The organism is Clostridium aceticum, from assembly GCF_001042715.1.
Taxonomy (GTDB): Bacteria; Bacillota; Clostridia; order Peptostreptococcales; family Natronincolaceae; genus Andreesenella; species Andreesenella acetica.
Genome location: NZ_CP009687.1, coordinates 3,590,006 through 3,611,562, shown reverse-complemented (window position 1 = coordinate 3,611,562; position 21,557 = coordinate 3,590,006). Strand labels below are relative to the sequence as shown.

Genomic DNA, 21,557 nt, shown 5'->3' with positions numbered 1-21,557 from the left:
TGTCTTAAAAGTAAAATCAGACTAACTAAATAGACTGTAGATAGTGTATAATAGTGCTGTAAGTTATCAACATCTATAGAAAGTGGGGAAGGGCATCAATGAATGAAAAAACCATTGGAAACTTAGCAGTTGCAGCAGCAGTATTTATTTTTAGTATCAATTATGTTAGTATGAAACTTTTATTAGAGCATCTACCAACCCTTACATTGATTTTTTTAAGATTTGCCATTGCTTCTATTTTTCTTACAATGCTCGTTAAGATAAAATTAAAGAGAGGCAAACAACTCCAAGAAATAAGGAAGGAAGATAAGAAACTTGTGATAATCACGGGATTTCTAGGGATTGCTGTCTATTATTTCTTTCAAGGGATGGCTCTAAATTATATAAGTGCATCTTTAGCATCTTTACTGGCTGCTATGATCCCAATTTTTACCCTGCTGACAAATATGGTTCTGTACAAAAAAAGAATGGAGCCCTTCTTGCTTGGAAGTATCTTAGCAGGTATATTTGGAGTATTTCTTGTGTTGGATATCGGCAGTACATCTTTAAACACATCAGATTTGATAGGATGTATCTTAATGCTATGTTCAGTATTCAGCTGGATTGCTTATACCATCAAAACCTACGAACTTCAGAAAAAATATGATAGTACTTACTTATTAAGCAAACAATGCACAGCAGGAACACTACTTCTTTTTATCATCGCCTTAATAGATATTCCCAAAGTTTTACCTGTGTTTCAACAGGTGGAGATATTGCCCTCTTTACTACTTAACCTTATCTTTGTAGGGGTAGTATGTGCGGCCTTAGGCTATCTATTTTATATCTACGGCATGGAAAGAGTAGGTGTAGAAGTAGCTGCTTTATACTTAAATCTTAGTCCGGCTATCACTGGTATAACAAGTTACTTTATTCTTCATGAACCAATGACTAGAAACAAAGTACTAGGGATCTTTATTGTGATTGGAGCTTTATATGCAGTAGGTCTTCGAGATTGGATCAATAGTAAAAAAGTAAAGGTACAGTACCAGTAACCAGTTCTTAAGTAAAAGAATCTTATAGCAAGATGGGGGCAAAATATATAGGAGATGTAGATTCAATTGTAGCTGAGAACAGAAGAACAGTGAAGTTTATCTATACAATAGAAAAGTAATGAAATCAAAGGAGAAGTCTTATGCGATTATTTATAGGGATTGATTTACCTGATAAGATGAAGCAAAATCTCTTTCAACTTCAATCTGAGTTGAGAGGGTATGGTGTTAAGGGATCGTGGAAGGCTATAGAAAACCTTCATATAACCTTAGAATTTTTAGGAGAACTAGAAAGCGATGCCATTCCTATCTTGACCAATAGCTTGTCTAAAGTAACAAGCAACCATAAACCTTTTAATCTAAGTATAAAGGGATTAGGGGCTTTTCCTTCATTAAAAAAACCTAATATTTTGTGGTCAGCCCTGGAGGAGAACTTAATCCTATTACATCACTTAAGGGATGAGCTGCATACTGAGTTAATAAAAAGCGGCTATAACTTAGAAGAGAGACCCTTTAAACCTCATATCACTTTAGTTTCTCGCCCTAAGCTGGAGGCTGTTGATTTAGCTGAATTTCATACCAAGAAAATAGGAGAATTTACTGTTAAGGATGTTGTTTTATTCGAAAGTAGACATATAAAGGGAAAATTGACTTATATAGATCTGTTCAGAGTGAATCTTCCACTTTTTTAAGTGGTGAGCAAGCTCAAAAAATACTGATATTTAAGCTAGTCACTTCTTGAGATTTTGAAAAAGACGAGATGAACAAAATCACGGATTTTGTTGTTGCTATCCAGGCTCTAAGCATATTATAATATAGATGTGCACTTCTAAAGTTAAATTTTAATATACACGGTCTACGGTTTCTTCCAAAACTATGGGCTGCAAATATAGCCCTTAGTACATTAAAATTTAAGGACGCATATCTATAGCTATATAAGTAGAGGAATTTTAAATACAATTATCAACAGCTGAGGGAAAAGGGTGTTTATATGAAAATAAGGGGAATAAAAATATTTTTACCTCTTGCTATGATTTTTTTACTGATGTTTTTACTATGTTTTGATATTGATACAAATGCTCCAAACAATAGTATTTCTTTGAATAGTATACGTCTATCTGGTATTTCCCACGCTAAGCTAGTGATTATTGATGATCAAATCCAAAACAGTGATGATGATCTTGTGGATGTGGATCCTATAGATGTACTATGGATGATCCCTATACTACTTTTCTTTCTAATAATACATCATGTTAAAAATTCTTATGAATATCATAATTGGTCCCGCTTGTTTTTGAAGTTATATCAACTACTTATACCTAAGTACCATATGAGCAATTACAAGGGCTTCTTATCTGCAGGATGAATATATTGCAGATAAGGAGGAATAGCAATGTACTTTGAGGAAATCGCAGTTTTGTTGATTTTTATAAGCCTTTGTGCTGGTGGTCATTTTCTTATAAAGAGAGCTAATAAAGATTGGAAAAAACAAATAGCCAAAGACTTTCTAAGTATCTTAACAGATGAGGAGAATTAAAATAAAAGCTATGTTAAAGATAGATGTGATATTGAAAAAAGCCCTAGGACTGCAACTAGTGTCATCCTTCAGTTCCTTCAGGATGGCAGAGCCTTCATCAGCTGTTACTATAATTATCTAGTCAAAAATCAACAATAGTGTTTAACAGAGCCAGAATCAAAAAGACATTAGATATTTTCTAATGTCTTTTTAAATAGAAACAAATCCTTGAAAATACTTTTGGTTAACCTCTATGAATTATTGCTATAATAGTAGTAGATAAGAGTAGATAGGAGGAGAGTTTAGTATGACTATATTAAAGAATGATTGGGGAGCTTTGCTGGAGGAGGAGTTTCAGAAGCCCTACTATTTGAAATTAAGGGAACTATTGATAGAAGAATATAATACAAAAGCTATTTATCCTGATAAATATGACATTTATAATGCCTTACATCTAACCCCTTATAATGATACAAAGGTGGTTATCTTAGGACAAGACCCTTATCACGGTCCAGGACAAGCCCACGGATTGAGCTTTTCTGTAAAGCCAGGGATTAAATTACCGCCTTCCTTGCAGAACATATTTAAAGAGCTACAGGAAGATCTAGGATGTACTATACCCAACAATGGTTATTTAGTAGAATGGGCAAAACAAGGGGTACTAATGCTAAATGCTGTTCTCACTGTGAGAAAAGGGGAACCAAATTCTCATAAGGGAATAGGGTGGGAAATATTTACAGATAGAATCATTGGGCTGTTGAATGAGAGAGAAAAACCCATGGTATTTATTTTATGGGGGAAGAATGCTCAGGAAAAGGAAGGTCTTATTACTTCTTCAAACCACTATATCATCAAAGCTCCTCATCCCAGTCCTTTCTCTGCCAATAGAGGTTTTTTTGGAAGCAAGCCTTTTTCAAAAACCAATAATTTTTTAAGGCAAACTGGTAGTGATGAAATTAATTGGCAAATTCCTAATCTATAGCTTGAAATAAGACTTAGACATAAAAGGAGAGGACAATGAAGCAGTCAAAAAATATTAGTGAAGCTTTAAATATAGAAAAAATCTCAGAAATACAGGAGAAACTTATTTCCTGGTATGAAAAAAATCATCGACAACTCCCCTGGAGAGAAACATTAAATCCTTATTATATATGGATTTCTGAAATTATGCTTCAGCAAACAAGAGTAGATACTGTCATAGATTATTATAAAAGGTTTATAGTTACATTTCCCACAATGAAGGATTTAGCAGAAGCTGATGAGGAGACGGTATTAAAGGCATGGGAAGGGTTAGGTTACTACAGCCGAGCAAAACGTATTCACCAAACAGCTAAGATTATTGTTGAAACATACCAAGGAGAGATGCCAAGAAATTATGAAGAAATACTTAAACTACCGGGGATAGGACCTTATACCGCTGGGGCTATAGCCAGTATTGCGTTTCATCAGTCGGTACCAGCTGTAGATGGAAATGTTATGCGGGTTTTTTCACGGATCTTTTATATAAAGGAAGATATTACTTTAAGCACTGCACAAAAAAAGATGCAGCAAATTGGAGAAGCTGTAGTATCCCATAAAAACCCTTCTTCTTTTAATCAAGGCTTGATGGAGTTAGGTGCTCTTATATGTACGCCTACTTCTCCAAAATGCTTAGCATGTCCCCTGTATGAATTATGTAAAGCTAGGGTCTTGGGGATACAAGAGACATTGCCTGTCAAACGGAAAAAGCTAAAACCAAAAGAAGTCATCATGGAAATGGCACTGGTATATAAAGATGAAAAGATCCTTATTACAAAACGACCGAAGGATAAACTTTTAGGAGATTTATGGGGACTACCGTCTGTAGAAAAAGAGAAAAGTTTTCAAGATGGAAAAAGCATCCTCCTAGAATTAGAGGAAACCTATGGTATTAAGGCAGGCGATATCAAATATCTTTTAGAAAAAAATCATATTTTTACACATATTAAGTGGAAAATGCAGTTATATATGATGATACTCATAGAGGAAAAAACAATAGATTATCCTGAAATAAGATGGATCTCCATCGATGAATTAAAACAACTTCCTCTGCCAACTGCTTTCAAAAAAATTATATATTTTGATTAAAATATTGATAATTATATAACAATATCATAGGCGTTAACTTAACACAATTATTACCAAAATTCTCTCCAACTGTCATCCTGAGTCTAGCGAAGGATCTTGGAACAAAAAAGCATTACAAATTATGGATTAAGTTAACGGTAATATTATATCATAATTTTATGATATAATATTACCGAGACCGTGTATATTAAAATGCTTAGTCAGACATCTATAAAAAAGTATAACATAAAAGAGTTCTGATACTAGGGGGAATGAAGGTGCAAAACTTATTTTTAGAGCAAGAAATGGAAAGTATTATTATGAAGGCAGATGCAATGGATCAAAAAACATTAAAAGCCTACATGCAAATGATAGGAAAGCCTAAAACAGTAGAGGAGTTTTTAAAGAGTCTCCAACAAGCCATAGAAAAGGGAACTTCTCAGCAAATGATCTACTTAAAAATCATAGAAAAGATTAGATCCAAGGCGTTGTTTCCTTTTGTCATGGACATAGTTAAAAATATAACAAACCCCATTCAAGTACAAACGATTTTTAAGTCTACAGTAGCTCTACCAGATGAAGCAGATAGGGTAGAAGAATATATCCCCGTCATCCTTGATGCTATTAAGAGAAATGTTGACACTGAGGTTATTTATCATGGGGTATGCCTTATTTATAGGACTATCAAAAAATATCCTCAACTAGAAGAAATAGTACAGCAAAATAAATTAATCTTAGAATATAAAGAATTGGAGAAAATCATTAAGAAGTTTGACATTCTAGAAAAATGGGAAACAGAAGGTCACAGGGGTAAATCTAAGCCAGGTTATTTGTTAAAACAAGAGGATTTTGTAAATTTTACATTGCAATTTATAAAGTTCCAATAAAAGGTCCGACACCTACCTGAATAAAATTGTCGTAATGAAACACAATAGGCTTAGGAGGTGTGTTTAAAATGAATATACAACTAACACAAAAAGAAACCATGCTTTTGAAGGATCAACAAAGTCACGAGGAGATGTGTATTAAGAAGTATAACAACTATGCAAATCAAGCACAAGACCCTCAACTGAAACAGTTATTTAAAGATCATGCTTCACAGGAACAACAGCATCTTGATAGCATTAATCAACTGCTCAATGGTCAAATTCCTAATACTGGTCAACAAAATCAGCAACAAAGCCAACAACAAAATCAACAGACACAACAAAATATTCAAAGTGCTAATCAAAATCAAAACACAGCCAACAATAGTATGGATGCTGATTTATGTAACGATCTATTGATGACAGAAAAGTATGTATCAGCTACCTACAATACAGCTATTTTTGAATTTACCAATACCAATGTACGTCAAATTCTAAATCACATTCAAAAAGAAGAGCAACAGCATGGAGAAGATATTTTCAATTATATGCAAAGCCATGGTATGTATCAGCCTCAATAACATTTAAAGAAATACATAAAATAGCGGAGAAAAACTTTCTCCGCTATTAATCTTCTATAATGTTTTGTATTCTTACAACTACTTCTGTTAATTCGTTATACTTGTCTTCGCTTAATCTTGCATCATCTTTTGCATTTTCAATTTTCTTGATAGATTCAATTAAGTTTGCCTTCCATATTTCCATCATTATTCCTCCAAATAAAATATTTTATTTCTGCTATTAGGGTATCCTGACTTTGATTTATTATGCGATGCTATTTAAGATTATGGAGGATATTACTATTAATTATCGAATACTTCTTATGAAGATATATTTATCTAGTGAATTTTCACACGATGAATAACATACCTATAAAAGTAAAGGTTGTCTGCGACTTATTTGTTTTTCTTATTGATTACACATCTATAGTGAGATCAACTAGAGGAGGTAGATTCTAATGAATGAAAACTCATTAGATATAAAAGAACTTCAAAGTATGGTGGAAGATTTGACTAGAAAAAATCAAGAGCTTATAGAAGAAAATCAACAGTTAAAATTTAAAATAAACTTGATGGATAATATTCTAGACAATATGTGTGAAGCTGTACATGCTGTTGATAAAGAAGGGAAGGTAATTGTTTATTCCAGGTCCAGTGAAAAATACAGTCATTGGACAAAGGAAGAAGCCATTGGACAACATGAGTCTGATTTATGGAAACAACCAACAAATTTTAAATTAGATAAAAATGAAATTATTAGAACAAGAAAACCTATAAAAAACGTTGAAATGATAGGTAATTCCTCCACTGGAAACCAATTTCATGTGATTGCAGGGTTTTATCCATACTTTGAAGAGGGAGAGTATAAAGCCTTTTATTATACTGGAAAAGATATAACAAGCCTAGATTTTTTCGTCAAAGAGCCCCTTGAACTTCAAAATTATACAGGCGAAGATGATGGTGTGAAGAATCTGAATAATGGTACTAAATATACTTTAGAGGACATCATCGGAAATAGTGTATCTATTCAAGAGTGTAAAAACAAGGCTAGGAAAATTGCAAATTATAATTCTAATATATTACTTTATGGGGAAACTGGTACAGGGAAAGAATTATTTGCTCAAGGAATTCATAATGAGGGATTCTATACTTTTGAGCCCTTTATTGCCTTTAATTGTTCAGCTGTGCCAGAAACATTAATAGAAAGTCTTTTATTTGGAACAGTGAAGGGTGCTTTTACAGGAGCAGAAAATACCATAGGTTTGTTTGAACAAGTAGGAAAAGGAACACTTTTTTTGGATGAAATAAACTCTATGCCCCTCACAATGCAGGCGAAACTTTTGCGTGTGCTACAGGAGAAAAAAATTCGCCGTATAGGGGGTAACAAGGACATAGATATTGAATGCTGCGTGATAAGTGCAACCAATATTGATCCTCAAGAGGCTGTAAAAAAGAATATATTAAGAGAAGATTTGTATTATAGAATAGCAACTGTTGTATTAAACATACCTTCATTGAAAGAGAGAAAAGAAGATATTCCTATTTTAATTAGTTATTTCATTAAAGCTTTAAACAAAAAACTAAGAAAGCATATCAAAGGTGTAGATCCTAAGGTGCTAGATTATTTAGGGGCATATCACTGGCCAGGAAATGTCAGGGAACTCCTAAATATCTTAGAATGTGCTGTGATGTTTTCAGACCAGCATCAAGTTACCTTAACGCCTGAACTTTTTCCTCCCTATATTTTCTATTCAAAAAATAAAATGGATTTTGAAAAAATAGACAGACCAAAAGAAGTTTTTACTACCCATGAGGATCATGCAAAAGACTTGCGGACACTTTTAGATGCTTATGAAAAAAAACTTATTTTAAATGCCATCAATGACAGCGAAAAAAATATTTCTATGGCAGCTAAAAATTTAGGAATAGATCGAAAGTCCTTATATAGAAAAATAGAAAAGCTTAATATAGAATACTAACAACTACGAATGTGGCTTTACGACACATGTGTAATTTTGCTACACTTCGATAGAAATAAGGAAAACGTATTCAATCACAAAACAAGTTGAGGCATTTTGTCTCAACTTGTTTTGTTTTATGAAGATAGCAGATGATATAGGGAAGAGGGGAAACTTGGTAATTGCAATGAAAATTATAAATTTATAACAAAATAAAAAATTGGCATAGATATTGCTTTGTTATAAAGCTATAGAAAGAGTATTAGAGAAAAGATAGAAATAAGTTGATGAACTATGTAAAGAGGGAGGAAGTAGCATGATTAAGTTGAGAAATTTATCACAATTAGTAGCAGAATTTCAGGAAGAGAATGTGATGGTAGGGGCTTTGGCTGCCAACGCAGTGAAAGGTGTAAAAATATGTAAAGGGTGGGTGAAAGAGTATGGCAGATGTTAAGGCACTACAACAAGAAAGAATAAGTATTTTTCGTGATGTATACGATAATAAAATCCCAAAACGGGTTCCTGTAAATATCAGTTTGCCATTTGAACCCATTGCTGAGTTTGGAGGAATTGATTTAGTAGAGGCCCAGTGGCATCCTACACTAATCGAAGAAGCAGTAGATCGGCTTTGCCAAACCTTATACTCTGATATCTGTCCAAATGGAGGATCTCTCCGATATCCTTCATTTTATCAAACACTAGAATCTCAATCCTTTGTTATGGGTTCAAATGGATTTTTCCAGCATCCTGAGGTAGAGGGTATGTTACCAGAAGAGTATGATTATCTTATTGAAAAGCCTTATGATTGTTTATTAGAAAAAGTTATACCAAGACAATACAAAGCAGTAAATCTAAATGATCCTATCAATACGGCAATAAGTATTTCAAAAAGTTTACTAGGTTATAGAAATGACTTTATGGAAACAGGGATGATTACAGCTAAGATGGTAGAAAGATATGGTTATTATACGGGTGTACCAGTTACTGCTGGAGGATTTACAGAAGCCCCCTTTGATTTTCTAGCGGATCAGTTGAGAGGTTTTAAAGGTGTTAGTATGGACGTGAGAAGAATGCCTGAAAAAGTAGCAGAAGCTTGTGAAGCTTTGTATCCTATTGTACTTAAAAAAGGTATGCCGAAAACCATATCAAACTATGCCTCAGTATTTTTACCGTTACATATGCCTACATTTATGAGGGAGAAGGATTTTGCTAAATTATGGTGGCCTAGTTTTAAAAAGTTATTAGATGAGTATGCCTCAATGGGAATACATTGTCGTATTTTCTGTGAAGACGACTGGACTAGATATCTTGACTATTTATATGAATTACCTACAGATACAATCATGATGTTTGAATATGGCGATCCTAAGTTGATCAAAGAAAAATTAGGAAAAAAACATATTATAACAGGTCTTTACCCTTTAACAATGTTAAAAACCCATACAAAGCAACAGTGTGTGGATAAAGCGAAGGAAATGATAGATATACTAGCTCCTGGTGGAAAATATATTTTCTCCTTAGACAAAAATCCGCTTTCCATTAGAGATATCAACATGGAAAATTTCTGTGCTGTAACAGAGTGTGTTAGAGACTATGGTGTATATAGCAATCCCAGTGAAATAGCTGGTATGCAGTTTAATAAAAAAGATTATAAAGCTCTTCCTTCAAGAAAAATAGAGAGCAAGTACTACAGAACATGGGAGCAGTACAAAGCACAAAATCCAAGTGTATCAGATTTTGGGGCAGAAAAGCTACAAGGATTTGAAGATACTTTATTCCAATACCTTATGTTTTTACTGTTATAAAGCTTCAAAAGAATACTTTGCTGCTACTAGGTTTAATTTGGAAAAAAATGAGATAATCCCGCCTATAGAAACATTACTATAACAAAATAATGTAAAAGGGCGGGAGTATACTCAGTACAATCTGATTACAGTGTGATCTATAAGGGGACGAAAACTACAAGTATAAAAGATAGGGGGGACCCCATGAATATACCTTTACTTATAGTAATTGGATATATGATAGCTCTAATTCTAATATCTACTTATTCTAGGAGATTAATGAGCAAGAAGGATTCCAAAAACTATTTTTTCGCAGGAAAAAGTCTGCCTTGGTATTTAGTATGTGTGATGGTGGCCGGTGCAGGTATAGGAGGAGGAAATACCGTAGGTGTGGCAGAGAACGCCTATGCTGCGGGTCTAGCTTCAGGTTGGTATACTGCTTCTAGTTCTGCAGGTGCATTAACTTTTGCACTTCTTATGTTACACAAGGTGATGAAAACCAATATTACCACCGTCAGTCAAATATTTCTTAAAATTTTTGGTGCAAGAGATGGTCTAATCAGTGTGATTGTTCAAATTATATTTATGTTTGGTATAAATTCCCTGCAAATTATTGCAGGAGGAGCAATTTTAACGTCACTTTTACCAACTGTATTTTCCTTTACTACAGGAATGTTTATATCTTTAGTATTATACTTAGCAATAGCTTTGATAGGGGGCTATTTAGCAGCCAGTATATCAAATTTAATTAATGTGCTTGTGATTTATATAGGGTTGATCATAGGAGTAATAGCAAGTTTAAACCAGTACAATGGTTTAGAAGCTATTAAAATGACACTGCCAGTAGGAGATCACTGGTTACATTTTACTGAGGGAATAGGGTTCTCTGTTATCCTTGGATGGTTTATTGTTATGATGCTAAATACGCCACCAAATCAAGCTCATATTCAAGTGACAGCAGCATCGAAGGACTATAAAAGTGCAAAAAAAGGGATGATTGCAGCAGCTATTTTGATGGCACCTATAGGATTTTTAGCAGCCTTTCTCGGTGTAGTGGCAGCATCACAATTTCCTGGTCTGGAAAGTAGAGCAATGGCGCTTCCAATGGTGGTAAGCAGTTTAGGTCCTTGGATTGCAGGTTTTGTTTTATCGGGTCTTTGGGCAGCAAGTGTTTCTACTGCAACTGGGGTTCTAATGGGGCTAACTACAATCATAACAAAGGATTTAATTATTAAATTTATCAACCCTCAAATGTCGGAAATAAAACAAGTTGTTGTTTCAAAAGGACTTCTATTAGTTACAGGTATTACAGGATTTCTAGTGGCTTTAAAGATAAGCAGTATTTTAGGATTTTTATTACAACTTGCTACCTTATTTGTACCCTATGCACTTATTGTTGTAGGTATATTTTATGTACCTAAGTTTATTAAGCAGAGTACATGTTTTTGGACGGTTTTGACGGGGATCTTGATCATCTTAATATGGAATTTGATGCCTTCTTTCCGTATCGTAAGCCAAATTATATATTTAGCACTTCCAGCATGCTTAATAACGATGGTGTTATGTAATATTTTTGACAAAAGATCTATTCATCCAGAAATTCTTTATAACAAGGAAGAGTTGGAAGATGCTACAGTTAAATCTTAAAAATTTTCAGATAAAAAAGTTTTTCATTAAAGTTAAAATATAAAAAGGGGGCGATTGTTATGTTAAATGCCAAAAAATTGCAGATGGAAAGAAAAGCTTTATTTGAAGATCTATTTGAGGGAAGAATCCCAAAGAGAGTACCTATTATGACAAATTTACCGATTGAGTTTTGTATTCAATACGCGGGACTTCCTTTAGCTGAAACCCAATGGACATTAGAAAATATAGAGTTAGCACTAGACAAAGCATGTGAAATGACAAGTGCAGACTGCTATCCCGGAACTTTTACAAGATACCCAACACATCTTCAAATTCTTGGTTCAAAGGGTCTTGTCATGGGTTCCAATGGCTTCATACAGCATCCTGAAATAGAAGGAATGACTGTTAGTGACTACGATGATTTTATAAAAAATCCATATAACTGTATTATGGAAAAAATATTACCTAAATTATACTCGGCATTAGATACAGATCCTGTAACAAGATCAATGGTATTTGCAAAAGCCTTCAAAGCTTTCTATGACTATATAGAAGCCTATGGAAGGATAGATCAAAAACTAATTGAAAAATATGGTTTTCATACCCTACCAAGAGGATCTTTTTCTGGAGCAACTACACCTTTTGATTTTATAGCAGATTTCATGAGGGGATTTAAAGAAATATCTATGGATGTTAGAAGATGTCCAGAAAAAGTAGCAGAAGCCTGTGAAGCAGCTCTTCCATTGCAAATTAAGAAGGGACTACCACCTGCACCTTCTAAATTTGGTCATACTTTTATTGCATTGCATATGGGGCCATATCTTAGAACCAAGGATTTTGAAAATCTATATTGGCCTACTTTCTATAAAATGGTGCATGCTTTGGCAGAGGCAGGTCAACCTTGCTTAATTTTCTGTGAGCATGATTGGATGAGATATTTAGATCACTTATATGAGCTTCCTGAAAACACAAGACTTTATTTCGAATTTGGCGATCCTAAACTTGTAAAAGAGAAGTTAGGAAAAAAACATATTATATCTGGTTTTTACCCTCTAACGTATCTAAAGACAGCAACAAAACAGCAGTGTATTGATAAAGCTAAGGAATTAATTGATATATTGGCACCTGGAGGAAAATATTATTTTACTTTTGATAAAAGCCCAGTTAGTTTAGATAGTATTAATGTAGAGAATTATGCAGCAGTGCTTAAGTATGTAGCAGAAAATACAAACTATCATAATGCAGGGGAAGCAGCAGCATCTGAAAAGAAAATAGAAGTTAAGCCTGTAAGCAAAGATATTCCTGTTTTTCAATCCAAATACTATACCCCTTGGGAGGCTTACAAGGAGAAACATCCTGAAATGGATGCAAAGCTAGAACCTGTCATGGCGCCTAAGATACAAAGTTATGAAGAGATGATGTTTAGAATGATGGCGATGTTACTTTAAACTAGGAAGTTTAAGTTCTATGAAATAGACAACTATAAATTTAATAAAAGAGAGGATGGTAAAATATGATGGTAGAAAAGAAACATGATTTTTTTACTAAAGCAGCTGTATTGTCGATAGCACTATTAATGTATACTACAAGCATGACTACACCAGCACTTGGGGAAATAGCCAAAGCATTTCCAGATGTAAGTCCTGAGGTAATTAAACAAATTGCTTCTTTACCCTCTTTAATGATGGTGGTTTTCTCCTTACTCTGTGGGCAGCTGGAGCGTTTTATGCGTCCAAAGAAAATTTTATATCTAGCTATGACACTAACCTTTGTGGGTGGAATATTACCTGCTTTTGTAGGCGGCATGACCTTTATCTTAATTACGAGGGCTGTTTTTGGTGCAGGCTTTGGCCTATCATTTCCAATGGCTTCCTCTGTCGTAGCGGATTTATTTAAAGGGCAGGAAAGAGATACATTAATGGGTTATAGAAGTGCGGTAGGAGCTATGGCTGGGGTAGTTTTCCAGATGGTTGGTGGTATCTTAGCTTCAATGTACTGGAGATACGCTTTTTTAGGATTCCTTTTAGTAATACCTATATTTATACTCATTCATTTTAAGTTGCCGAATTATGATAAAAAACAAAACGCAACAACAGATGAGGAGATACCTAAAAATAGACTAAGTCGCAAAACCTACTTATTTTCTATCTTCAATGCGTTTTTTAATATACTACAGTTCTCCTTTATGACAAATGTAGCATTAGTAATGACTTCAGGAGAGATAGGTAATGCGGCTCAAGCGGGTACTGTACTTACAGTATTTACTGCTGCAGCATTTGTAGCAGGATTAATCTATGGTAAAGTAGCTGCCATCTTTAAAAGATTTACCATATCACTGGCTGTTGGATTAATTGGTTTTGCCTTCTTGATCCTACTGAATGCAAACACTTTTTTAATGTTTATTGTAGGAAGCATTGTTTTTGGCCTAGGGTTTGGCACCTATAATCCTACTTTGGTTCTTGCTATTGTAAGGAGTGCTCATAAAACCGCATCTACTGTAGCCCTTTCCCTGTATGTGGCGCTGCAAGGTTTAGGACAATTTGCTTCACCTCCTATATTAGCTTTTCTTACTGGCATTTTTGGTTTAACAGGACCAAAGGCCGCCTGGGTAGTAGCTGCAGGAATTATATTAAGTAGTTGTGTGATTTCTATTTTAGTCATAGCATTCACCAAACCTAAAACTGTGGAAACTTCCCCAAACTAAGCAATTCGGCTAACAAAAGATAGATAAGAAAAGCCCCGTTAACGGATTTGTTAGCGGGGCTTGAATTTCACCATTATTTTCAGAAAAATTTCATTATGGTGATAATAATAATGTTTTATTGTGATAGAATGAAGATAGCGAAATAAATAGGGCTAAAAAGAATAAAATAAGACATAATTTAATCAATCCATCTCACAAAGGAGCGGTTAGACCATGCAACAAGATGTAAAAAAACTTCAAGAAGAAAGAAAACAATTATTTCAAGACTTATTTGACGGGAAAATACCGAAACGAGTGCCGATTCATACCAGTTTACCCATTGAATTTTGTATCCAATACGCAGGCCTTCCCTTAGCTGAAACCCAATGGACACTAGAGGGGGTTGAAGAAGCTTTAGATGAAGCTTGTCAGATCACAAGCTCAGACTATTATCCTGTAGGGTTTTCAAGATACCCTGCTCATCTTCAAATACTAGGTTCCAAGGCTTTTGTCATGGGTTCAAGTGGATTTATACAGCACCCTGGTGTAGGTGGTATGGAAGCAATTGAATATGATGAATTTATTAAAAACCCATACGACTGCATTATGGAAAAAGTGCTTCCAAGGCTGTATCCTGAATTAGATACAGACCCCATAACACGGTCGCTGGTGATGGCAAAAGCCTTTAAAGGATTTTTTGATTATGTGGAAACCTATGAAAAAATAGATGCAAAGTTAATAGAAAAATATGGATTTTATACAGTGCCAAAAGAGTCTATTGGGTCAGTAACTACTCCTTTTGACTTTTTAACAGATTTTTTAAGAGGTTTCAAAGGCATTGCAATGGATGTAAAGAGGAATCCCGAAAAAGTAATAGAAGCCTGTGAAGCTGTACTTCCCACTCAGATCAAAAGAGGAATCCCTCCTGTGCCTTCTAAGTATGGCTACACTTTTTTACCTTTACATATGGGTACTTATTTAAGGGACAGTGATTTTGAAAAATTATACTGGCCGACATTTTCTAAAATGGTGAAGCTGCTTGCCCAAGCAGGTCAGCCCTGTTTAATATTTTGTGAGAATAATTGGATGAGATATCTAGATTATCTTTACGAGCTTCCTGAAAATACAAGGTTTTATTTTGAATTTGGTGATCCAAAGCTGGTAAAGGAAAAACTAGGTAAGAAACATATTATTTCAGGTTTTTATCCTTTAACCTACTTGCGGACTGCCACAAAACAACAGTGTATAGATAAAGCAAAAGAACTTTTGGACATTTTGGCACCCGGTGGGAAATATTATTTTACCTTTGATAAAAGCCCTGTTACTTTAGATAGCGTAAACGTAGAAAACTATAAGGCTGTGCTTCAGTATGTGGCGGAAAATGGAAAGTATGATTATCCTGGAGAAACGAAGGCTTCAGAAAGCAAATACAAGAATGAACCCCTTGAAGTTGAAGAAGAGAAATTTAAGTCAAAGTATTATAAAACCTGGGAAATCTACAAAAAAGAACATCCTGACATTCATCCAAAACTGGAGCCTGTAATAGCTGCTAAGTTACAAAGTTATGAAGAGATGATGTTCAAAATGATCTTTATGCTGACATAAAGTCTATAAAAATAGGGTGTTGACGAAACATATTTCAACACCCTATTGCATGATTTAGTTAAAGTTCTTGCACTAAAAGAATGGAAGATAAGTCTATTGTATAATAATTACCTTCAAACCATGCTATCTTTTCTGTGGCATCATATAAGATGACATTTTCAAGAAAAATACCACCTTCTAAGGTGCTGGCGTTATCAGATTGATTACTGAGGGAGAAAGCATAAAAATTTTTGTCACTTTCGGAAATCATCTGGTCGCCCCTCCATACCTTTTCGAACTTAGAAATAATATTGCTTTCTGGCAAAACCTTGCTAGCAGCTTCCATGCCTGTTAAAAGAAATTCAAAATCTTCTTCAAGTAAAAACTCTGTTTGATGCAAGTTATCATCCACTAGGCTTATGTGAAGGGTTTTTGCTGATGTATAGTTGGCTAAGCTGGCTAGTTGGGCATTGAAATCCTCTAATACCTCTTCTAATTCAACTCCCTTATAAAAGAGAAAATTTTGATTAGCTGCTGTTTCTTCAAAACCAGTCCTTGTCCATGTAAGGATTTTGGAATACCACTTTCCCTGAGGCCTGTAGTCTATCCACAGAGTGCCCAAATGTCGATTCGGGGAGTTTTTAGGTTGTGGAGAAGCTTCTAATAGTATTAGCTGTTGGAGAGCATTGCCGAAGGTCTCTAGCAAATCCTCTTGGTTTTGTAATCTGATACCTTTGCCAAATACAACCCCAGAGTTTTCTGAAATTTCAAAGGTTATCCTTGGATCTTCAAAGCGAAGATGAAGGCTTGTAGGGGTAGTGCTTTCTGCACTTTTTACAATATTTACTGCATGTATACGAAAGCTTCCCATAGTAATTATTGGCAGGATCAGTAAAGCAGTTATACCTAGGGTATATTGTTTTTTATATTTTCTTATAGACCACTTATCAACAAACTTTGTATAAAGCAAGTAACCTATAGAGGCGGCTATCATAGCTGTTATGATGTTGGTATAAAACATAGGTGTATGACGGGTATTCATTGGCGGTAAGGTCTTTAGCAGGATACTCCACAGTATGTGTCGAAACACAGATAGTCCTAAGTAATAGCCTAATAAAGCGCTTCCACATACGGCAATGATCTTATCAACTTTTATATGCATTACTTCCCCTCCCTTGCTACTGCTAAGAGTTGTAAACGTGTTTCTTCTGACAACTGATAATGACGGTGGTTCTGCATAAACATAATCCCTGTGTCTATATCCACATGGCTGGTAGTTTCACCGCCCCCTTTAAATTGCAAAAGCAACTGCAGGCCCTCTTTGTAATTCATAGAAGTGAAGTTTCCTATAGGAGAAGCTTCTGAAAGACCTGAAATAATGTCAAGGTATTTTTCTATTTGCAAGTTGTATTGATCGATTCTTAGAAGCCAACTAGTACTATGTTCTTGTTTCTCATAAATGGTGACAGTTTTGATTCCTTCCAGGGCTTCTATTTTGTTCAGGGTATTATTATAAATACCATAGATTCCACCAAACCACAGCATAAAAACAATGATGCCGGAGAGGATAAATCGAAGAATTCTCTTTCTTTGAAAAACCCTTTTATCACTGGTTAGATAGCCTATGATCATAGCAAGAAACATGGCTACAAGTGCAGGGGTTATTAGTTCTACAATAAGACCTAGTATAGGATGATGAGGAAAGTAACCCATTCCCCGTTGAAAATGGTTGTACATTAAGTCCCACTGCTGCAATTGATTTTTAGAGAAGAAAATCCCCAACATAAACTCTGCTAGCTTATAGGGTAGAGCCATAATAGCTTTGGTTACGATAAAACTGTCGGAAGTATAATACAGGGAAAGCAAGCCTAGCAAAAACCCTAAAGTACCATACACATAAATTCGTCGAATACCTCTACGATGGGCTTTGATTTTTTCTACCAATACCTCATCATCAATTTCAATAGAATTTTGGTGGAGTTTTAAAGAGGAATCCAACAAAGTATCTAGTTTCTGTTGACACTCATCACATAGATCAATATGCTCCTCCATTTTCAACATTTCTTCACGAGAAAGTTCTTCTTCTAAATAGTCCTGCAATAAACTTTGGTATGGACAAGGCATTTATTGTCCCTCCAATCTTTTATAAATTTTTTCAAATTCACTTCTTGCACGATAGATATTTACCTTCACAGTGTTTAACTTTAAATCTGTAATTTCACTAATCTCTTGGTAAGACAAGTTTTGTATATCTCTTAAAATGATAAAGGTTCTATGTTTTTCACTGATTTTCATTAGCGTTTCTTTGATACGTATATGTGCCTCATTGTTTAAGAGACAATCTTCTGGACTAGAAGCTTCATCCAGCAGAGGATCGTTTAATAAAGTTATTTCCTCCATCAATACTTCTTTTTTAGTCTTTCTTTTGTATTCTAAGAAGGTATTTTTAGCGATACGATAAATCCAAGTTCTTAAGCTGGAGCGGCCTTCAAATTTATCAATATTTAGATATACCTTTAAGAACACATCTTGACAGACTTCTTCTGCTTCCGTGGTATTTTGTGATAGATAATATATATAAGAAAAAATAGGTTGCTTGTATTTTTCATACAGCAATGTAAAGTCTCTATCCAATTATATCGATCCCTTCTATTTCGCTGGCCAGCTAAAGCAATTCTTTATTATAGACTAAAGGAAGTAAAATATGTTACAAAAAAATTAAGGTTGTAAAGGTTTAAGTTAGCGCTGATGATAAAAATTACAGCTTAAAGATATATACCTAATTTGTACCATAACCTTGCACAATCCTGAGAAATTTTCTAGTTGTATAAACAATGGTTTGTTATATTATAAGGGAAAAAATAATAAGATACTAGAGTACTAAATAGAGATTACCAAACAATATTATTAATGGGACTTGTGCAATTTCTTTAGCTATTTAAGTTGTAATAAATATGTTACATCCGCTACGCCACGGGGACAGTTCCTCAGGCACATAAAAAGCATACGTGCCAGATGAACCGTCCCCATGACTCCGCTATAAAATGTCAGTGCTTTAGAAAGGGAGAAGAAAAATGATAAATAGAAGCAGTGGAATTTTGATGCATATTACTTCTCTACCAAGCCCCTATGGTATAGGAAGTCTCGGAAGAGAAGCCTGTGAGTTTGTTGACTTTTTAGAAGCAGCAGGGCAAAAGTTCTGGCAGGTACTACCTATAACGATGGCTGGTTATGGAGATTCACCTTATCAATCCCTCTCTACCTTTGCTGGCAATCCCTTGTTTATCGATCTGAAGCTATTGGAGGAGGAGGGGTTATTGACAGAACAAGACTTAGAGGGCATAGACTTTGGAAACAATGAAGAAAAGGTGGATTACAATAAGGTTTTTGCAAATAAACTGCCGCTTTTAAAAAAGACTTTTCTTAAAGGAAAAGAAAAATATAAGGAGGAGATAGAGGATTTTAGACAAAACCATAGGGAGTGGATAGAAGATTATGGATTGTATATGGCACTTAAATTTCATTTTGATCTAAAGCCATGGTATCAATGGGAGGAAGGAATCAAATTAAGAAAAAGTGATGCTGTCAATAAATATAAAGAAAAATTAGAAAAAGAAATCAATTACTGGATTTTTCTACAATTCTTATTTTATCGGCAGTGGGGGGCACTAAAAGAATATGCCAACAAGAAAAAGATCAAGATCATTGGAGACCTGCCTATCTATGTGGCAGAGGACAGTGCTGACACATGGGGCAATAGCGAGATTTTTTTATTGGATACCAATAAAAGACCTCTAAAAGTTGCAGGATGTCCCCCAGATGCCTTTTCAAAGACGGGACAGTTATGGGGGAATCCATTATATAGATGGGAAGTTTTAGAAAAAAAGAATTATGACTGGTGGATCAAAAGAATTGCTGGCAGTAGGAAGCTATATGATGTGATAAGAATAGACCACTTTAGGGGCTTAGAATCTTTTTGGGCGGTTCCCTATGGAGCCAAAACGGCTGAAGCAGGGGTATGGATGAAGGGGCCTGGTATGAAATTATTCCATGTCATTAAAGATCAATTGGGAAAGGTGGACTTTATAGCAGAGGATTTAGGCTTTCTAACACCAGAGGTAATCACCTTGAGGGAGGAGAGTGGTTATCCGGGCATGAAGGTTTTACAATTTGCCTTCAGTCCTAATGAGGAAAGCATCTATCTTCCCCATAACCACATAAGAAATTGTGTTGTTTATACAGGGACCCATGATAACGATACTGTTATGGGATGGATACAAAAGGAGCCAGAGGCAAATGTAGCCTTTGCCCAAAAATACTTAAAACTTGATGAAGAAGAGGGATGTCACTGGGGATTTATACGGGGAGTATGGAGTTCTGTGGCAAATTTAGCTATAGCACCATTACAGGATTTTATAGGTTTAGGCAGTGGAGGGAGAATGAACACGCCTTCCACCATTGGAGACAACTGGCGATGGAGGGTGAGAAAAGAAACTTTAACGAAGGGATTGGCTAAAAAAATTTATGAAATAACAAAGCTCTATAGCAGGTAAAAGAGAATCAACTCTTTACCTGCTGTTTATTGGAGGATTTCAAAAAACTTATGATCAGTAAGATCACTGGAAGAACAATTTGAAAAGGGATGGAATAATAGGGCCATATATCTACTGCCCACTGAAGCATCTGAGGAGTACTGTCATAAATCCAAAGAGATAATCCAGTGAGAATTATTCCAATAGGATAAACAAAAACCCTATGATCTTTAGAGTTAGTCAGCTGTGCAAGACCCATGACAACAGCTAGATAACAAACACAAACCTTTGCACCACCACCCACAAAAAACATGACGCCAATTAAGGGATCAAAATTTAAAAACTCTATTCTCTTTGCGGCTAAGTGGGGAGGGAATATTTGTCGATCTATCCCAGTTTCTCCTAGGATTGTAATATCTCTAAAAACCCCCATCAGTAGCAGTGCTCCTGCTAATAAAAAGGAAAAGATAAAGGTTTTTTTTAGTTTTTTTTGCTGATTTACATAGGGAAATAACATCATAAAAACAACAGTTTCGCCGAAGGGAAAGGTAAGCACTGAAAAAGAAGCACTAAACACTGGACTTAGCCCTCTCCCCAAAAAAGGCCGTAAGTTGGCAAAATCAAAATGGGGTATTAGCAGCAAGGTAATCCCTATTTGAAACAAAAACACAAAAGGAACAACTAGTTCGGCGGTACGACTGGTTACTTCTAAGCCACTTTTTACAGAATAACCTATTACAATAATGTAAAGTAAAACCATAAACCACAAAGGGGTTTCTGGAATATTTACTGTGATAGCATATTCCCCAAAATTTCTTAATACCAAAGTACCTAAATGTAAAAAGTACCATAAATATAAAAGAGAAACAATATTTCCCATCCACTTTCCTAAAAGAATCTGATGAATTTCAATCAATGTCTTATTAGGATGTCTTTGATAAAGTAGTAAATAGATACTAAATAATACAAAGCCCCCCAGCCATCCGATAAGATAGGCAAGCCAAGCATCATTAAGAGCATTACTACCAGGAATCATAATAACGGTGCTGCCTAGTATAAAGCCCATAAGAAGAATGGAAAACTGAATGGGGGATATTTGCACTTGTTTTACCATACTACACCCTCCCTATTACAAACACTACTATTTTTTCTATAAGCACTGCAGGAGAAGTGACTGGAACCTCTTGAACTACAATATAACTGATAGCAATTCCTATGAGAACCAAAGCAAGATAAGTAATCGTAACATTACTTTTATTATATTGTAGCAGAAAAGGAAGATCCAACAGGGTTAAACATAACAGAATGAAAATAATAAAAAAAATCATCTAC

General features: G+C 34.9%; 22 protein-coding genes. 16 read left to right on the top strand and 6 right to left on the bottom strand.

From position 1 onward, the window contains the following. The first annotated feature begins 98 nt into the window (after positions 1-98). The 8 genes from CACET_RS16580 to CACET_RS16550 all read left to right on the top strand — a co-directional run bounded on the left by CACET_RS16580 (position 99) and on the right by CACET_RS16550 (position 6,079). Positions 99-1,034: a DMT family transporter gene (locus CACET_RS16580; protein ID WP_044824270.1), complete on the top strand. Its 936-nt coding sequence runs from the start codon at positions 99-101 to the stop codon at positions 1,032-1,034. Between the two features lie 140 nt (positions 1,035-1,174). Then, positions 1,175-1,723 carry an RNA 2',3'-cyclic phosphodiesterase gene (gene thpR / locus CACET_RS16575; RefSeq protein WP_044824269.1) on the top strand — a complete coding sequence of 183 codons (549 nt, stop codon included), beginning with the start codon at positions 1,175-1,177 and terminating at the stop codon, positions 1,721-1,723. Between the two features lie 299 nt (positions 1,724-2,022). Then, a complete protein-coding gene (locus CACET_RS16570) occupies positions 2,023-2,397 on the top strand; it encodes a hypothetical protein (RefSeq protein ID WP_044824268.1) in 375 nt (124 codons plus the stop codon). A gap of 27 nt (positions 2,398-2,424) precedes the next feature. Then, entirely contained in the window at positions 2,425-2,568 is a 144-nt protein-coding gene (locus CACET_RS20635) for a hypothetical protein (protein WP_158386123.1), read from the top strand. A gap of 286 nt (positions 2,569-2,854) precedes the next feature. Further along, positions 2,855-3,529, top strand: a complete 675-nt coding sequence (locus CACET_RS16565) for a uracil-DNA glycosylase (RefSeq protein WP_044824267.1) — start codon at positions 2,855-2,857, stop codon at positions 3,527-3,529. Positions 3,530-3,564: 35 nt separating this feature from the next. Continuing rightward, positions 3,565-4,653, top strand: coding sequence for an A/G-specific adenine glycosylase (gene mutY, locus CACET_RS16560; RefSeq protein ID WP_044824266.1), 1,089 nt, complete (start codon positions 3,565-3,567; stop codon positions 4,651-4,653). 257 nt (positions 4,654-4,910) lie between these two features. Beyond that, on the top strand, positions 4,911-5,519 hold the full coding sequence (locus tag CACET_RS16555; protein WP_044824265.1) for a hypothetical protein: 609 nt from the start codon (positions 4,911-4,913) through the stop codon (positions 5,517-5,519). 68 nt (positions 5,520-5,587) lie between these two features. Continuing rightward, the gene (locus CACET_RS16550) at positions 5,588-6,079 is read left to right on the top strand and encodes a DUF892 family protein (protein ID WP_044824264.1); all 492 of its coding nucleotides are present in this window, start codon (positions 5,588-5,590) and stop codon (positions 6,077-6,079) included. A gap of 46 nt (positions 6,080-6,125) precedes the next feature. On the opposite strand, the gene CACET_RS20630 is transcribed toward CACET_RS16550, so the two are convergent. Next, the gene (locus CACET_RS20630; RefSeq protein ID WP_158386121.1) at positions 6,126-6,263 is read right to left on the bottom strand and encodes a hypothetical protein; all 138 of its coding nucleotides are present in this window, start codon (positions 6,261-6,263) and stop codon (positions 6,126-6,128) included. A gap of 253 nt (positions 6,264-6,516) precedes the next feature. Here CACET_RS20630 and CACET_RS16545 point away from each other — a divergent pair, with 253 nt between their 5' ends. The 7 genes from CACET_RS16545 to CACET_RS16520 all read left to right on the top strand — a co-directional run bounded on the left by CACET_RS16545 (position 6,517) and on the right by CACET_RS16520 (position 15,714). Next, positions 6,517-8,037, top strand: a complete 1,521-nt coding sequence (locus CACET_RS16545; RefSeq protein ID WP_044824263.1) for a sigma-54 interaction domain-containing protein — start codon at positions 6,517-6,519, stop codon at positions 8,035-8,037. A 295-nt stretch (positions 8,038-8,332) separates the two neighbouring features. Continuing rightward, on the top strand, positions 8,333-8,470 hold the full coding sequence (locus tag CACET_RS20625; RefSeq protein ID WP_158386119.1) for a hypothetical protein: 138 nt from the start codon (positions 8,333-8,335) through the stop codon (positions 8,468-8,470). Continuing rightward, positions 8,457-9,821, top strand: coding sequence for a uroporphyrinogen decarboxylase family protein (locus tag CACET_RS16540; protein WP_044824262.1), 1,365 nt, complete (start codon positions 8,457-8,459; stop codon positions 9,819-9,821). The genes CACET_RS20625 and CACET_RS16540 overlap by 14 nt, the downstream gene beginning before the upstream one ends. A 183-nt stretch (positions 9,822-10,004) precedes the next feature. Continuing rightward, the gene (locus CACET_RS16535) at positions 10,005-11,447 is read left to right on the top strand and encodes a sodium:solute symporter family protein (protein WP_052661313.1); all 1,443 of its coding nucleotides are present in this window, start codon (positions 10,005-10,007) and stop codon (positions 11,445-11,447) included. A 59-nt stretch (positions 11,448-11,506) separates the two neighbouring features. Further along, positions 11,507-12,874 carry a uroporphyrinogen decarboxylase/cobalamine-independent methonine synthase family protein gene (locus CACET_RS16530; protein ID WP_044824261.1) on the top strand — a complete coding sequence of 456 codons (1,368 nt, stop codon included), beginning with the start codon at positions 11,507-11,509 and terminating at the stop codon, positions 12,872-12,874. A 65-nt stretch (positions 12,875-12,939) separates the two neighbouring features. Next, on the top strand, positions 12,940-14,130 hold the full coding sequence (locus CACET_RS16525; RefSeq protein WP_052661311.1) for an MFS transporter: 1,191 nt from the start codon (positions 12,940-12,942) through the stop codon (positions 14,128-14,130). 213 nt (positions 14,131-14,343) lie between these two features. Then, positions 14,344-15,714, top strand: a complete 1,371-nt coding sequence (locus CACET_RS16520) for a uroporphyrinogen decarboxylase/cobalamine-independent methonine synthase family protein (RefSeq protein ID WP_044824260.1) — start codon at positions 14,344-14,346, stop codon at positions 15,712-15,714. Positions 15,715-15,772: 58 nt separating this feature from the next. Here CACET_RS16520 and CACET_RS16515 read toward each other — a convergent pair whose 3' ends face one another. Genes CACET_RS16515 through CACET_RS16505 form a run of 3 tightly spaced genes read right to left on the bottom strand, consistent with a single transcriptional unit; the run spans position 15,773 to position 18,327 of the window. Then, entirely contained in the window at positions 15,773-16,855 is a 1,083-nt protein-coding gene (locus CACET_RS16515) for a hypothetical protein (protein ID WP_044824259.1), read from the bottom strand. Continuing rightward, a complete protein-coding gene (locus tag CACET_RS16510) occupies positions 16,855-17,817 on the bottom strand; it encodes an anti-sigma factor family protein (RefSeq protein ID WP_044824258.1) in 963 nt (320 codons plus the stop codon). Before CACET_RS16510 ends, CACET_RS16515 begins: the two co-directional genes overlap by 1 nt. Beyond that, positions 17,818-18,327, bottom strand: a complete 510-nt coding sequence (locus CACET_RS16505; protein ID WP_044824257.1) for an RNA polymerase sigma factor — start codon at positions 18,325-18,327, stop codon at positions 17,818-17,820. It abuts the gene before it with no gap. Between the two features lie 440 nt (positions 18,328-18,767). Between CACET_RS16505 and malQ the strand changes: the two genes are divergently transcribed. Continuing rightward, entirely contained in the window at positions 18,768-20,246 is a 1,479-nt protein-coding gene (malQ, locus tag CACET_RS16500) for a 4-alpha-glucanotransferase (RefSeq protein ID WP_044824256.1), read from the top strand. Between the two features lie 7 nt (positions 20,247-20,253). Here malQ and CACET_RS16495 read toward each other — a convergent pair whose 3' ends face one another. Both CACET_RS16495 and CACET_RS16490 read right to left on the bottom strand, forming a co-directional pair. Beyond that, on the bottom strand, positions 20,254-21,339 hold the full coding sequence (locus CACET_RS16495; RefSeq protein ID WP_044824255.1) for a GerAB/ArcD/ProY family transporter: 1,086 nt from the start codon (positions 21,337-21,339) through the stop codon (positions 20,254-20,256). Position 21,340: 1 nt separating this feature from the next. Then, entirely contained in the window at positions 21,341-21,553 is a 213-nt protein-coding gene (locus CACET_RS16490; protein ID WP_044824254.1) for a hypothetical protein, read from the bottom strand. Positions 21,554-21,557 lie beyond the last annotated feature (4 nt).